Below are 14043 nucleotides of genomic sequence, written 5' to 3'. Positions count from 1 at the left end.
GATCCTCCTTTCCTTTTTGTAAAATCATGTGATATGATAATTATACCCTGTTTAAGGGTGTTTGTACACAGGAGATAAGGAGGGTTTTTATGTTTGATTTTCTTGTGAATGCAGAGGGCGGCCTTACGGCTGCCGGATATGGGGTGTGTATTGCTGCCGGAATTGTGCTGTTTATTACAGCACTGATTTTCGCAGGCAGGGTGTCGGAGAAAAAGCGGATGGGTACAAAACAGCTGGTATTCTGCGCTATGGCTCTGGCGCTTGCTTTTATTACTTCCTATATCAAATTGTTTAATATGCCCTGGGGCGGAAGCGTAACGCTGTGCAGTATGCTTTTTATCGTGCTTACGGCAAACTGGTACGGGCCGAAGACAGGTATTCTTGTGGGTCTGGTATACGGAATCCTGCAGTTTATTCAGGAACCGTACGTGCTGTCTTTCTTCCAGGTATGCTGCGACTATATTCTTGCTTTTGCAGCGCTGGGAGCGGCAGGATTTTTTTCGAAGAAAAAGCGCGGGCTGATTACAGGATATATTGTGGCGGTAATTGCAAGAGGAGCGTTTCACGCTTTGGGCGGTTATCTCTACTGGATGGACTACATGCCGGACAATTTCCCCCAGTCTCTGAGAAGTCTGTATCCGATTCTGTATAATTACAGTTATCTTCTGGCTGAGGGTGTTATTACAGTAATTATTCTCTGCATACCGGCAGTGATAAAGGGACTGAACCGGGTAAAGCGGATTGCGCTGGATTAGTTCCCGGTCAGATTTACAACAGCTGCGCGCCGTGATAGAATACAGGGAAAGAATGCGGAAGATAATCTGCTGTTGAAAGGGCAATTGCAATGAAGAAAAGTCTGAGTCTGAAAGAGACGGTTTTTGTAGCCAGTATGCTGTTCGGTATGTTTTTTGGCGCTGGCAATCTGATTTTCCCTGTTTCCATGGGGCAGCTTGCAGGGAGAAATATGTGGCCGGCGGCGGCCGGTTTTCTGATTACAGGAGTAGGGCTGCCTCTTCTGGGAGTCGCGGCTCTGGGGATCAGCCGGAAGGCGGGGCTGCTGGAACTGAGCAGTATGGCAGGCAGAAAGTACGGCATGGTTTTTACCTGTGCTCTCTATCTGACGATCGGACCGTTTTTCGCAATTCCCAGATGCGCTACGGTTTCTTTTACCGTTGGACTTGAACGTCTGCTTCCGGGCGGGGAACATGCTCCGGCCCTGCCGGTCTTTTCTTTTATCTTTTTTGCGGCTGTTCTTTTCTTCTCTCTGCGCCCGGGACAGATTCTTACCTGGATCGGAAAGGTGCTCAATCCTCTGTTCTTATGTTTTCTGGGAATTCTGGTTATCCGTGCACTGCTCTCTCCGATGGGAGAAATCGGAGGCGGGGTTCCGGAGGGTGCTTATGCCGCGCAGCCTTTTGTTACAGGATTCCTGGAAGGATACAATACAATGGATGCCCTGGCGGGACTGGCGTTCGGCATTGTGATTGTAAATGTGATCCGCGGACTGGGAGTGGAACAGGAAAGCGCGGTGGCGGGAAATACGGTGCGGGCAGGGATATTCAGTTCGATTCTTATGGCAGGGATTTATCTTCTCGTTACCGTGGTGGGCGCGCAGAGCAGAGGCGTTTTTCCTGCGGGAAGCAACGGAGGAGAAGCGCTGGCTCAGATCGCGGAGCACTATTTCGGATCTGCAGGAGCTGTGATTCTGGCTGTGATTGTTACCATTGCATGCCTGAAAACGGCAGTGGGACTGATTACAAGCTGCGGAGCTACATTTGAGAGAATGTTTCCGGGCAGCCTGTCTTACCGGATCTGGTCTGTGGTATTCTGCCTGGTGTCGTTTATCCTTGCTAATCTGGGGCTGGATGCGATTATCCGTTATTCCCAGCCTGTGCTGATGCTTCTGTATCCTCTGGCAGTCACACTGATTCTGCTCACTTTGTCCGGCAGATTTTTTGAATATGATAAAGTTGTATATCAATGGGTGACAGCATTTACAGCTGTGGCCGCTGCGGTGGATTTTTTCAATGCTCTTCCTGACGGGGCGGCATCCGCTCTGCATGTGGATCGGGCCGCACAGGCTGCGGCGCGGTTTCTGCCGTTCTCCGGCCAGGGGTTCGGATGGGTCTGCCCGGCGGCGCTGGGACTGATTGCGGGCCTGGTGGTAAGAGCAGTGAAAAAACGGGGCCGGCAGCATCCGGACACAGTGTAATGCAGAAAAGAAAGGATTGACACAGGCCGCAAACCGGATTATTGTATTAATAGAATAATACAAAAGGAGGCTGCGCCTATGTATGAACAGATCTTTTCTATTGCGGCCATTTGTCTGATTGCTGCGGCAGGCGCCTGTTGGTCTGCCGTCAGAAAGAGGAGCCTGAAGAGACAGAGACTTCATGAAAAATACGGAAAAATACCGGAAACAGGCGACTGGGACAAAGAGGAGCAGGTAAAAAATTATTATGAATGGATGAAGAAGAAAGAGTCCGGAGACTGGGTGGACGACATTACATGGAGTGATCTGTCTATGAATCTGATCTTCCAGAGAATCAATGTCTGCGATACGTCGGCCGGCGAGGAGATTTTATACTGGCGGCTGAGGAAAAACAGTGTGGCGCCCGGCGAGGGGCAGGAGCTGGAACAGCGGATCCGCACTTTTTCAGACAATGAACAGGAAAGAGAAGATGTGGAAAAGCTGCTGTGCAGAATCGGGAAAAGCGCTTCTTCCTATTATATACCTGCCTATATGGAGACGGTGGAAGAGTATAAAATCGGTTTTCAGTGGCTGTTCCGGGGACTGCAGATACTATTGGCCGCGTGTGCGGTCCTTGCGCTGGTTCTGACCGACAGCCGGTTCGGATTTGCCATGCTTGGCGTGGCGGCGGTAAATCTGCTGGTCTATACGTATTTTAAACTGAAGTTCGAGATTGAGATCGGTATGTCCGGCACTGCGGTGAGCATGCTGGAGTGGGGCCGGGAGATCGCGGGCCGGAAGGAGATACAGGCGCTGTATCCGGATCTGAAAAAGGAGATAAGTTATTTCAGAGACGTTCTGCGGGGATCACGTTTCCTTCAGGCGAACAGGATATCTATGGCTACAGGCGATATGACAGGGGTGATTCTTGATTATCTGCTTGGAACTACTTTGTGCAGACTTACTTCATACAACAAAATGATTGACAGAATGAGCCGGAAATCCGGCAGGTATATGGAAATCTACCGGCAGATCGGAGAGCTGGACGCGGCCGTCAGCATCGCGTCCTTCCGGGCAAGTCTTCCGGTATACTGTGTGCCTGAGTTCGGGGATGGGAAGCATATCTATATGGAGGAAGTCTGCCATCCGCTGATCGGGAGTCCGGTGGGAAATACGCTGGATCTGAAGAGGAGCTGTCTGATCACAGGCTCCAATGCTTCCGGCAAATCTACATTTATCAAAGCGGTGGCGGTGAATGCCATTCTGGCTCAGAGTATTTATACCTGTGAGGCGCGCAGGTTTGTTATGCCTCAGTCCCGGGTAATTACGTCCATGGCTGTGAAGGACGATCTTGTGGCGGGAGAAAGTTATTTCATCCGGGAAATCCGGTATCTGCGCAGAATCCTGGACAGCCTGGATGAAGAAAAAATGACGCTGTGCGCCATTGATGAGATCCTCAGAGGAACGAATACCGGAGAGCGGATCCGGGCTTCCCGAGCGATTCTTGAGTATCTGAAAGACAGAAACTGTCTTGCTCTTGTAGCAACTCACGACAGGGAGCTGACAGAACTGCTGGAAAAGGATTATGATAATTATCATTTCAGCGAGGAGATGGGTGAGGACGATATCTGTTTCACCTATCAGATTCTGCCCGGACCGGCGACTTCACATAATGCCATAAAGCTGCTGGAATTTGCAGGGTTCCCGGAGGAGATTATCGACGCGGCGAAAGAAGACAGCGAGTGAAGAAAACCGTGAATAAAGAAACAGTGAATAAAAAAACGCGAATAAAGAAAACCGACAGGGAGTGACAGAGATTATGCGGACAGAAATTGAGAAAAAAATGAAGGAGACTGCAGATTTTATTTTCCGGCATCCGGAGCTGTCTCTGCATGAAAAGGAATCCTCGGCCGGACTGGCGGAATTTCTGGAGAGCGAAGGATTTGCAGTGAGCTGGAATCTGGCCGGATTTGAGACGGCCTTTGTGGCGGAGTGGGGCGGCGGGAAGCCTGCAATCGGTTTCCTCGCGGAATATGACGCGCTTCCCGGCCTGGGACAGAAGCCGGAATGTACCTGTGCGCCCACAGGAGGACCGGGACACGGATGCGGACACAACCTGCTTGGAACAGCCTGCGCCGGAGCCGCCTGCGCACTGAAAGACCGAATGGAAGAGGAGGGGCTGGCCGGAACAATCCGGGTATACGGCTGCCCGGCAGAAGAGATTGTAATCGGAAAGATCCGGATGAATCAGGAAGGAATTTTTGACGATCTGTCTGTGGCGGTTACCTGGCATCCCTTTGACCGGAACCGGGTCAGCTATGATATATGGCAGGCCCAGGATATTAAGAACTACAAGTTCTACGGAACCGCGGCCCACGCCTCCAAACATCCGGAAGCCGGGCGGAGCGCGCTGGACGCGGCGGAACTGATGAATGTGGGCGTAAATTATCTGCGGGAACATGTGGCTGACGATGTGCGGATGCACTATACGTATACCAATACAGACGGTCCGGCCAATATTGTGCCTGCCTACGCTTCCACCAATTATTTTATCCGTTCAAATAAATGGGAGCGGACAGAGGACGCTTCTGAGAGGGTGGATAACTGCGCCCGGGGAGCGGCGCTTATGACCGGCACCCGTGTGGAGATTGAGCGGGTAACCTGCAATAAGGAGATGAAAGTCAACCGGACCCTGTCAGAAACGTTTTATGAAGAAATGCAGAAGATTCCCGTCCCTGTTTACACAGACGACGAGATGAAATTTGCAGAAAAGATATCCGAAGAGGCAGGGCTGGAAAACAACGGGGAATATTTCACCGGGCTGGAGCCTCTGGAGGACGCGCCTGTTCCTCTTGCAATTGGTACGGACGTGTCGGATGTAAGCCATACGGTTCCTACTGTTATGCTGAGCGCGGCGGCCATGTGCAGGGGAACGCCGCTTCACCACTGGGCTGCCACAGCCCAGGCCGGCATGAGTATCGGACAGAAAGGCATGTTCTATGCGGCGGAGTGTATGGCGGCGGGAGCGCTCCGGCTTGTAAAAGAACCGGAAATTCTGGAAAAAGCATGGAAGGAAATGAAATGAAGAAGAAAATAATACTGGGATCCGCATCTCCCCGGCGGAGGGAACTGCTTTCTCAGATCGGCGTGGAATTTGAAGTCCGGGTCAGCGGGAAAGAAGAAGTCTATCACAGCAGCGTCCCGGAGGAAATCGTAAAAGAACTGGCGCTTATGAAAGCGGAAAATGTCGCTTCGGAATTAACAGAAGCAGAGAAAAAGGATCTGGCCGTACTGGGAGCAGATACCATTGTCGTGTACGGCGGCAGAATTCTGGGAAAGCCTGCCGACCCGGAAGAGGCCCGGCAGATGCTTACCGCTCTTCAGGGAAATACCCATCAGGTCTATACCGGCACGGCTCTTCTGATCTATGACAGTGAGGGAAACCGAAGCGTGATAAATCACGCGGTGGAGACAAAAGTAATAGTACACAGGATGTCTCAGGAGGAAATCCGCGCATACATTGCCACCGGAGAACCTATGGACAAGGCAGGCGCCTACGGAATACAGGGCAGATTCGCCGCGTATATCGACGGGATAGAAGGAGATTACTACAACGTAGTGGGGCTGCCGGTGTCCTATATCTATCAGGAGCTGAAGAAATCCGGATTTGCCGGGGAACTGTGAGAGGAAAAACGTCCGAAAACACCTGAATACCGTATGATTGGATGACCGGATTTGGAAATGAGGGATGTGTGCTTTTGCTTCCGTTCCGCAGATGAAGAAAAACGAGAAAACCTGACGACAGGCTAAGAACAAAATTTACAGCAGAAAACTCGCATTCGCTCAGACAGTTCTGCTGTAAATTTTAACGCCTGCCCCCTCTTCTGAATCCGTCTTATAAAAACTTCCTTCCCTTCCGGTTTCTGCCTGCTTTCCGGAAATTCCCTTCGACAAATCCGAATCCGTCTGCCTCAAAGCGTCCCGCCGTTTTCTTTCAGCCACTGTTTCCACTTCCTGTAATCCGGCATTACGGATTCGACGATGGCGTAAAATGCTTTTGAGTGGTTCATTTCTTTCCGGTGGGCCAGTTCGTGCACAACCACGTAATCCAGCACTTCCGGCGGGGCGAAGATGAGTCGCCAGTTAAAGTTCAGATTCCCTTTGCTGCTGCAGCTTCCCCAGCGGGTTTTTTGCTCCCGGATGGAGATACGTCCGTAAGTAACGCCCATAATACGGGCATACCATGCTGCTTTCCGGGTAAAAATATCCCGTGCAAGTTCGATGTACCGTCTGCGCTCTGCGTCAGAAAATTCCCGGCGGGGAGCCGAGGCGGCTTTTCCGGCAGCTTCCAGATGAGTTGTGAGCCACTGCTGTTTTTCGGAGAGAAAAGACTCTATGACAGAGCGGGGACAGCTGTAGGGAGCGCGCACCTTTACACAGCCTTCCAGGGTAATCTGGATGGCAATTGACTTGCGGCGGCTGTATATTATATCATAGGAAAAAGGATAAACCATAAAGACACCTCGTATGATTACAGTGATTATTCAAAGTATAGCAAAAGGAAGAATGGCATACAAGTGCGGACGGAATGGAGGACAGTATGGAAGAAAACAACAAGAAGAAAAAAAGATGGCTGAAAAATCTGGGTGAAGCTCTTCACATGGAACTGAGGGAGCACAAAAGCTCCTTCATTGTATATTTTACGCTTCGTTTTCTTGTAATTGTAATGATGATTCTTCAGCTTATGAACCGAAATTATGAGAATGTATTTCTCTGTGTACTTACACTGATGCTTCTTGTAATACCAAGTCTGGTGCAGATTACTTTTAAGGTAGAGCTTCCTACGGTTCTGGAAATTGTTATACTCGTTTTTATATTTGCCGCGGAGATTCTGGGAGAAATCAGTGAATTTTATCTGCTGTTTCCATTCTGGGATACGGTGCTGCATACAATTAACGGATTTCTTGCGGCTGCTATCGGGTTTTCTCTTGTGGACCTGCTGAACAGAAGCGAGAAAGCGGTATTCAGTCTGTCACCGCTGTTTATGGCGATTGTGGCCTTCTGTTTTTCCATGACCATTGGAGTGATCTGGGAATTTTTTGAATTCGGCATGGATCAGATTGCAGGCTTTGATATGCAGAAAGACACGGTTATCCATACCATTCGGTCTGTAACTCTGGATCCGGAGGGACGAAATGTGCCCTATGTAATCGACGGCATTACAAGTACTGCAGTAAACGGGACGGAACTGGGACTTGGAGGTTATCTGGATATTGGCCTGATTGATACCATGCAGGATCTGATTGTCAATTTTATCGGAGCGTTCATTTTTTCTGTGATCGGATTCTTCTTTGTGAAAAACAGAGGAAAGGGAAAGGTGGCCAGCGGATTTATCCCCCGGAGAAAAGATGAGGACAGGGATTTTCTGCGCATTGCCATGGAGATGGATGAAAAAAGTGAAGACAGGACGGCTCTGAAAGCAGCGGAAGAGGATGCAGAGGTTACGGAAGATTCCGATTCCGTTTTTGACGGGAAGAAATCAGATGAAAAATCCCGTTCCAGATGAGACAGAGGAGAAAGGCACCGAATACAGTGGAGGCTGCGTAGATGAGTATGGAGGGAAGATTGCCGGTACGGACGGCAATATCCCGAAAGACAATCTGCTGCATGGGATAGTCCGGATTGATATAAAACATGTTGATCGTACCGTATTTATCCAGAGACAGATTAATTCCTACTGCGATCAGGCAGCAGGCCAGGTAAAGGGCTGTTGCGCCTGCAAATGCATGCAGAGAAAGGAGCAGCCGGGGATGCCGGGAAAACGGACGGGATGAGGCGGTCCGGGGCTGTTCCCGGAAGAAGACAATGCCTGAAAAGACGGCTGTACCGATCATCACAAAGTGCCACAGATAGGAATGCACTGTCAGGGGCGCATAGCTGTAGTGCAGGCCGCTGGTGTCGGCGAATACGATAGTTCCTCCCAGAAGGGCGTAGCACATAATAAAACAGAGAAGCGCCCTGCGGACTTTTCCCGGGCGCGCGAAGGGAAGGACAAGGAAAACATACATGGGGATGCTGCAGAGCTGAAACGGAAAGTACCACAGATTATAGACGCCGTGTCCCACAAGAAAGGTAAGCGTCAGCTGTTTCCAGATCTCACTGCACAGCATAAGAAGTCCGAATGTGAAAAAAAGTTTGTCTGCAGGGCGGCTGAAATATTTTTTCCTGTTCGTGGAAATGGCATTCATGGGTCTGCCTCCATTATCTTATAGTCAGTAAAATGATATAATGAATAAAGAAGGGATCGTATCATCCCTTCTTTATATTATAACTCGAAAATCCGGAAATACTAAAGTTCTTCGCACAATTTCCGAAAATCATCACAGTAATCCCGGTCACAGTGATAGACTTTCCCGTCTATTACTATAATATCTGAGGAAAGAGTGAGACGGGATCGCTCTCCATCTGTGAAATATAAGTCAATATTAAGGCCGCCGTCTCCAATATCCGGCAGAGTTCTGGTCAGGTGCATTTCTTTCAGCAGTGAGAGCACCTTATCTTTGTCTTCCGGCCTGGAAAATACATTTTCGGTGTCGCCGGGATGGTAAATAATAATTTCCGCAATGTCGTCGCTGCTTATGTCATCAAACGGATGCGCGTTTCTGAGCCAGATAAAAAGGAAAATCAGAATAACGAAAATACATAATAAAATAGCGATTCTTCTTTTTTTCACAAATATCCCCCTGACTAAAAGTGATTTTTCGTAGAATGTATAAAATGCAGATTTAACTGTTACTCTACTTATATAGTAACAGACCGGGGGAGTTTTGCAATATTTCAGGATAAAAATATATAATATTCAGAAAATTATAATGGCAATATAAAATCAGGTAAAATCATGAAGAACAGAGGGGGAAATCTATTGCGGGAATTAGTGGTATCTGCCAGGATTGTTAAAAAATAAACATTTCTGCGCATGGATCCTACAAAAAAATAAAAAATAAAATGAAAAAATTTAAAGGTTTGAGATCGGAGACAGGGCGGAATCTGTAAATTATAAAAAAAGAATAAAAAAATGCACAAAAATGAAGAAAAACAAAAAAGAAAAGAGGGCAAAATGAAGTAAAAAAACGTGTGGACTCAGTTTAAAAAGTAAAAATTCAAATTGTTGACAAATAAAAAAAACGGGCGTAATATTTAGTCAACTTTTCAGAAAAACAGTACAAAAAATAATCTGAAAAGGGGTATTATACAGCGGGTTCGAGGGAGAACGGCTCTCTCGCTTTTTTTGTGCAAAAATACAGGAAAACGTCTGGATAATACGTATGAAAAAGGAAGAAAAAAGGAGGGAGCGATACGGGAAATCTTACGGAAACACTGATGGAAGAGCTGAACTGTGAGACGGTTTTTACTCTTCCGGTTCTGGGAGGAATTTCAGAATCTGTGGTTGTGACATGGATTATTATGGCCGTTCTTGTACTTGCGTCCATACTTCTTGTGCGCAACCTGAAGGTTGAAAATCCGGGAAAGGTACAGCTGGCGCTGGAGTCGGCCATAAGCTGGGCAAGTGATTTCTTTGAGGGGATTATCGGAAAAGAAAACAGAAGATATATCCCATATCTGATCACGGTGCTTCTTTTTCTCGGGGTGTCCAACACCATCGCGCTGCTGGGATTTAAACCTCCCACAAAAGATCTGAATGTGACGGCAGCGCTGGCGATCATGAGTATGTGCCTGATTGAGTTCTCAGGAATACGGAAAAACGGACTGAAGCACTGGGTAAAGCACTTTGCCAGTCCGGTACCGGTTGTGGCGCCGATCATGATTCTGGAGGTTGTAATCCGGCCTCTGTCGCTGTGTATGCGGCTTTTTGGAAATATGCTTGCGGGGTTTGTGGTTATGGAGCTTCTGAAAACACTTGTACCGCTCCTGATTCCCATCCCGGTCAGCTTTTACTTTGACATTTTTGACGGTCTGCTTCAGGCGTATGTATTTGTATTTCTGACAGCGCTGTTTATGAATGAAGAGATGGAGTAAATGTCAGGGAATTTATGAGAAAACAGATCTGAACAGTCTGTTTTGCAAAAACAACAATTAAGAAAATAAAAGGAGACTAAAATTATGGAAACATTAATCGCAATTGGAGCAGGTATCGCAGTATTGACAGGTATTGGAGCAGGTATCGGTATCGGACTGGCAACAGCTAAGGCAACAGAAGCAATCGCAAGACAGCCTGAGGCAGAGGGCAAGATCAGCAAAACTCTGATTCTCGGATGTGCGCTTGCCGAGGCAACTGCTATCTATGGTTTTATCATCGGCCTTCTGATCATTTTCTTCCTCTAATAAGCGGGACGGTATAAGGAGAGAAGTGTTCCGGAAAAACCGGAACGGGTATGAAAGAGAAAGGCGGGTGTGAAAAGGTGCTGAGATTAGACATGAATCTTGTCTATGAGATGATAAACCTTGTTGTCCTTTATCTTCTGCTCAGACATTTTCTGATCCGTCCTGTGACACAGATCATGGAGAAGAGAAGAAAGGTCATTGAAGAGGGGCTGAAGAACGCGCGGACCGCGCAGGATGATGCCATGAAAATGAAGCAGGAATATCAGGATGCGCTCAAAGGCGCCAGAGAAGAGTCAGCTGCGCTGATCGAGCGGGCCCGGAAGGACGCGAAGGTGGAATATGAGCGTATTGTAGGCGAAGCCGGAGAAAAAGCCGGAAATCTGATCGAGTCTGCGAAAGAGACTGTAAAGGCAGAAAGAGAAAAGACCATGAAAGAACTGCAGTCTGAGATCGCGGGGCTGGCGGTTGCTTCTGCAGAAAAGATTGTAAGCGCAGAAGGCGGAAACCAGGGAATTTACGATCAGTTTCTGAAAGAAGTAGGTGAAAACCATGAAGACGCAGATAAATAACAGGCACAGACACCTTTCTGAAGCGGCCCGGAGATATGCTCAGGTGCTCTATGAACTGAAGATTCCGGCGGATGCCGTGAAGGAATCTGAACGGATTTTTTCGGAGACACCGGAACTGGGCGAGGTGCTCTGCAGTCCGGTTGTCAGCCAGGAAAAGAAGTTCAGTCTGATTGACCGGATATTTCCGGCGGAGATCCGGAACTTCCTTAAGACAGCCTGCAGGCATCACAGGCTGGATATCGCAGAGGATATTTTCTGTGCATATGAAGAATACTGCCGGGAACAGGAACATATTGTAAGTGCGGTGCTTTCCTGTACTGAGCCGCCTTCAGAGGAGCAGCTTGAGAAGATGGAAGCATTTTTGTGCGGCAGATACGGCGCCGTGAAGGCAAAGATCCAGGTGTGCCGGGATGAAAGCCTGCTGGGAGGATTTATCCTCCGCGTGGGAAACGACGAGTATGACTGGAGCATAAAAGGACGTCTTGACAGACTGAAACAAAAGTTAACCTGGAGGTGAGCAAGGTGAGTTCAATCAATTCAGATGAGATAATCTCCATACTGAAAGAAGAAATAGAAAATTTTGACGATATGAGCAAGGACAGTGAAGTAGGCACTGTCATCTCCGTAGGAGACGGAATCGCTACCATATATGGGATTGATCACGCGATGTACGGAGAGATCGTGACTTTTGAAACAGGCCTGAAGGGAATGGTTCAGGATATCCGGAAAAATGAGATCGGATGTATCCTGTTCGGAAGTGACACACAGATCCGTGAGGGCACAAAAGTAACCCGCACGGGAAAAAGAGCCGGCGTGCCGGTGGGCAGCGGTTTTGTGGGCAGAGTTGTCAATGCCCTGGGAGAGCCCATTGACGGCCGCGGCGAAATTAAAGAAGAAGATTATTATCCGGTTGAGAGAGAGGCTCCGGGTATTATCGACAGAAAATCTGTCGGTGTGCCGATGGAGACAGGAATTCTTTCAATTGACGCTATGTTCCCCATCGGACGCGGACAGAGAGAGCTGATTATCGGCGACAGACAGACCGGAAAGACATCCATTGCCCTGGATACGATTATGAACCAGAAGGGCAAGGATGTGATCTGTGTCTATGTTGCCATCGGACAGAAGGCCTCTACTGTAGCGAAAGTGGTAAATTCTCTGAAAAACTACGGAGCGCTGGATTATACAATTATAATGTCCTCTACAGCAAGCGACTGTGCTCCGCTTCAGTATATCGCGCCTTATGCGGGAACTGCTATGGCAGAATACTTTATGTATCAGGGAAAAGATGTGCTGATCGTGTATGATGATCTGTCAAAACATGCGGTGGCATACCGTGCCCTGTCACTTCTGCTTGGACGGTCCCCGGGACGTGAGGCATATCCGGGAGATGTATTTTATCTTCACTCAAGACTTCTGGAGAGATCCAGCCGCTTAAGCGAAGAGAAGGGCGGCGGTTCCATTACAGCCCTTCCGATTATCGAGACACAGGCCGGAGATGTATCTGCTTATATTCCGACCAATGTAATTTCCATTACTGACGGACAGATTTTCCTTGAGAGCGGCCTGTTCGCGTCCGGTATGCGTCCGGCTGTAAACGTGGGACTTTCTGTTTCCCGTGTGGGCGGCGCGGCACAGACTAAGGCGATGAAGAAAGCGTCCGGAAGTATCCGTATCGATCTGGCACAGTACAGAGAGATGGAAGTATTTACCCAGTTCAGTTCTGATCTGGACGCTGCGACCAAGGAACAGCTGGAATATGGAAGCGGCCTGATGGAGCTGTTAAAGCAGCCTCTGGGACAGCCTCTGAGCCTTCATGAAAAAGTAATTACGCTGTGCGCGGCTACCCACAAAGTTCTGCTGGGAGTTGAGAAAACACAGATTAAGAAATTCCAGGGAGATATGCTTCGCTTCTTTGATCTGAACTATCCGGAAATCGGACAGGAGATCGAGCAGCAGAAAGTACTGTCCGATGAGATGATCGACAGGATTGTGGAAAAAGCCCGTGAATTTAAGGAAGGATTTTAAAAAGAGCAGGTGATACTATGGCAAATATCAGAGAGATACAGAGCAGAATCAACAGTGTCAAAGACACAATGAAGATTACCAATGCCATGTATATGATTTCCTCTTCCAAGATGACGCACGCAAGAAAAAAGCTGGCTGATACAGAGCCGTATTTCTATGCGCTGCAGGGAGAGATATCAAGAATTCTGAGGCACGTGCCGGATCTGGAGCATCCTTTCTTTGACATGCGGGAAAAGATTCCGGCAGAAGAAAGAAAGATCGGTACAATTGTTGTAACCGCAGATAAGGGACTGGCCGGAGCATACAATCACAATGTAGTGAAACTGGCGGAGGAGATTCTGGCAAGGCCGGGGCAGCACAAACTGTATATCGTGGGAGAACTGGGACGCCATTATTTTAAGAAGCATGGAGTCGAAATAGAGAACAGTTTTCAGTACACGGTGCAGAAACCGACCATGCACAGAGCCAGGGATATCTCAGGAGTACTGATTGACGAATTCCGGCATGGCAGGCTGGACGAGATTCATATTGTTTATACACGGATGGAGAGTTCCGTGCAGGCAGACGCTGAGACACTGAGACTTCTTCCTCTCGAGAAAAGTTCTTTCAATGAGATGAAAATGCCTCTCAATGTGCACCGTGAAGCCATTGCTCTTTATCCGTCGGTGGAAGCCGTAATGAAGGCAATCGTGCCGAATTATATTACCGGTATGATCTACGGCTGCCTTGTGGAAGCATACGCCAGCGAGCACAATGCCCGTATGATGGCTATGAAATCGGCCACAGACAGTGCCGAGAGTCTGATCAGCGAGCTGTCCATCGTATACAACAGAGCGAGACAGGCTGCGATTACGCAGGAGATTACAGAGGTCTGCGGCGGTGCAAGAGCGCAGCAGAAAAAGAGCTGAAGAA

General features: G+C 48.4%; 15 protein-coding genes. 12 read left to right on the top strand and 3 right to left on the bottom strand.

Annotation, left to right across the window (positions count from 1 at the left end; all coding sequences use genetic code 11):
* Positions 1–89 precede the first annotated feature (89 nt).
* The 5 genes from AC0QUU_RS00945 to AC0QUU_RS00925 all read left to right on the top strand — a co-directional run bounded on the left by AC0QUU_RS00945 (position 90) and on the right by AC0QUU_RS00925 (position 5875).
* Entirely contained in the window at positions 90–755 is a 666-nt protein-coding gene (locus tag AC0QUU_RS00945; RefSeq protein ID WP_474544026.1) for an energy-coupled thiamine transporter ThiT, read from the top strand.
* Between the two features lie 89 nt (positions 756–844).
* On the top strand, positions 845–2212 hold the full coding sequence (gene brnQ / locus AC0QUU_RS00940) for a branched-chain amino acid transport system II carrier protein (protein ID WP_474544024.1): 1368 nt from the start codon (positions 845–847) through the stop codon (positions 2210–2212).
* A 78-nt stretch (positions 2213–2290) separates the two neighbouring features.
* Positions 2291–3937, top strand: coding sequence for a MutS-related protein (locus tag AC0QUU_RS00935; protein ID WP_474544022.1), 1647 nt, complete (start codon positions 2291–2293; stop codon positions 3935–3937).
* 73 nt (positions 3938–4010) lie between these two features.
* The gene (locus tag AC0QUU_RS00930; RefSeq protein ID WP_474544020.1) at positions 4011–5276 is read left to right on the top strand and encodes an amidohydrolase; all 1266 of its coding nucleotides are present in this window, start codon (positions 4011–4013) and stop codon (positions 5274–5276) included.
* Entirely contained in the window at positions 5273–5875 is a 603-nt protein-coding gene (locus AC0QUU_RS00925; RefSeq protein WP_474544018.1) for a Maf family protein, read from the top strand. Before AC0QUU_RS00930 ends, AC0QUU_RS00925 begins: the two co-directional genes overlap by 4 nt.
* Positions 5876–6162: 287 nt before the next feature.
* Here AC0QUU_RS00925 and AC0QUU_RS00920 read toward each other — a convergent pair whose 3' ends face one another.
* Positions 6163–6705, bottom strand: coding sequence for a M48 family metallopeptidase (locus AC0QUU_RS00920; protein ID WP_474544016.1), 543 nt, complete (start codon positions 6703–6705; stop codon positions 6163–6165).
* Between the two features lie 86 nt (positions 6706–6791).
* On the opposite strand from AC0QUU_RS00920, the gene AC0QUU_RS00915 reads away from it, so the two are divergent.
* Positions 6792–7757: a DUF2238 domain-containing protein gene (locus tag AC0QUU_RS00915; protein ID WP_474544013.1), complete on the top strand. Its 966-nt coding sequence runs from the start codon at positions 6792–6794 to the stop codon at positions 7755–7757.
* Here the strand turns inward: AC0QUU_RS00915 and AC0QUU_RS00910 are convergent.
* Together AC0QUU_RS00910 and AC0QUU_RS00905 are read right to left on the bottom strand one after the other, a co-directional pair.
* Positions 7693–8439: a hypothetical protein gene (locus tag AC0QUU_RS00910; protein ID WP_474544011.1), complete on the bottom strand. Its 747-nt coding sequence runs from the start codon at positions 8437–8439 to the stop codon at positions 7693–7695. The genes AC0QUU_RS00915 and AC0QUU_RS00910 overlap by 65 nt on opposite strands.
* A gap of 101 nt (positions 8440–8540) precedes the next feature.
* Positions 8541–8924, bottom strand: a complete 384-nt coding sequence (locus AC0QUU_RS00905; protein ID WP_474544010.1) for a hypothetical protein — start codon at positions 8922–8924, stop codon at positions 8541–8543.
* A 647-nt stretch (positions 8925–9571) separates the two neighbouring features.
* Between AC0QUU_RS00905 and AC0QUU_RS00900 the strand changes: the two genes are divergently transcribed.
* From AC0QUU_RS00900 to atpG, 6 genes are all read left to right on the top strand, one after another.
* A complete protein-coding gene (locus tag AC0QUU_RS00900; RefSeq protein WP_474544008.1) occupies positions 9572–10228 on the top strand; it encodes a F0F1 ATP synthase subunit A in 657 nt (218 codons plus the stop codon).
* Between the two features lie 84 nt (positions 10229–10312).
* Positions 10313–10534, top strand: coding sequence for an ATP synthase F0 subunit C (atpE, locus tag AC0QUU_RS00895; RefSeq protein WP_474544006.1), 222 nt, complete (start codon positions 10313–10315; stop codon positions 10532–10534).
* A gap of 50 nt (positions 10535–10584) precedes the next feature.
* A complete protein-coding gene (gene atpF / locus AC0QUU_RS00890; RefSeq protein WP_474544004.1) occupies positions 10585–11103 on the top strand; it encodes a F0F1 ATP synthase subunit B in 519 nt (172 codons plus the stop codon).
* Positions 11084–11620, top strand: coding sequence for an ATP synthase F1 subunit delta (gene atpH / locus AC0QUU_RS00885; protein WP_474544002.1), 537 nt, complete (start codon positions 11084–11086; stop codon positions 11618–11620). The genes atpF and atpH overlap by 20 nt, the downstream gene beginning before the upstream one ends.
* A gap of 5 nt (positions 11621–11625) precedes the next feature.
* Positions 11626–13131, top strand: coding sequence for a F0F1 ATP synthase subunit alpha (gene atpA, locus AC0QUU_RS00880; RefSeq protein WP_474544000.1), 1506 nt, complete (start codon positions 11626–11628; stop codon positions 13129–13131).
* A 17-nt stretch (positions 13132–13148) separates the two neighbouring features.
* Positions 13149–14039, top strand: coding sequence for an ATP synthase F1 subunit gamma (gene atpG, locus AC0QUU_RS00875; RefSeq protein WP_474543998.1), 891 nt, complete (start codon positions 13149–13151; stop codon positions 14037–14039).
* The last annotated feature ends 4 nt before the right edge of the window (positions 14040–14043 follow it).

It is taken from the genome of Mediterraneibacter sp. HA8405 (assembly GCF_056148955.1).
The sequence above is the reverse complement of the archived record's forward strand: the minus strand, read 5'-3'. Positions and strand labels throughout refer to the sequence as shown.

Coding starts and splice junctions, on each gene's coding strand:
- AC0QUU_RS00910 (WP_474544011.1), bottom strand. CDS start 8,439: ATGAATGCCATTTCCACGAACAGGAAAAAATATTTCAGCCGCCCTGCA.
- AC0QUU_RS00925 (WP_474544018.1), top strand. CDS start 5,273: ATGAAGAAGAAAATAATACTGGGATCCGCATCTCCCCGGCGGAGGGAA.
- atpE (WP_474544006.1), top strand. CDS start 10,313: ATGGAAACATTAATCGCAATTGGAGCAGGTATCGCAGTATTGACAGGT.
- atpF (WP_474544004.1), top strand. CDS start 10,585: ATGAAAGAGAAAGGCGGGTGTGAAAAGGTGCTGAGATTAGACATGAAT.
- AC0QUU_RS00920 (WP_474544016.1), bottom strand. CDS start 6,705: ATGGTTTATCCTTTTTCCTATGATATAATATACAGCCGCCGCAAGTCA.
- AC0QUU_RS00935 (WP_474544022.1), top strand. CDS start 2,291: ATGTATGAACAGATCTTTTCTATTGCGGCCATTTGTCTGATTGCTGCG.
- brnQ (WP_474544024.1), top strand. CDS start 845: ATGAAGAAAAGTCTGAGTCTGAAAGAGACGGTTTTTGTAGCCAGTATG.
- AC0QUU_RS00915 (WP_474544013.1), top strand. CDS start 6,792: ATGGAAGAAAACAACAAGAAGAAAAAAAGATGGCTGAAAAATCTGGGT.
- AC0QUU_RS00900 (WP_474544008.1), top strand. CDS start 9,572: ATGGAAGAGCTGAACTGTGAGACGGTTTTTACTCTTCCGGTTCTGGGA.
- atpH (WP_474544002.1), top strand. CDS start 11,084: ATGAAGACGCAGATAAATAACAGGCACAGACACCTTTCTGAAGCGGCC.
- AC0QUU_RS00930 (WP_474544020.1), top strand. CDS start 4,011: ATGCGGACAGAAATTGAGAAAAAAATGAAGGAGACTGCAGATTTTATT.
- AC0QUU_RS00945 (WP_474544026.1), top strand. CDS start 90: ATGTTTGATTTTCTTGTGAATGCAGAGGGCGGCCTTACGGCTGCCGGA.
- atpG (WP_474543998.1), top strand. CDS start 13,149: ATGGCAAATATCAGAGAGATACAGAGCAGAATCAACAGTGTCAAAGAC.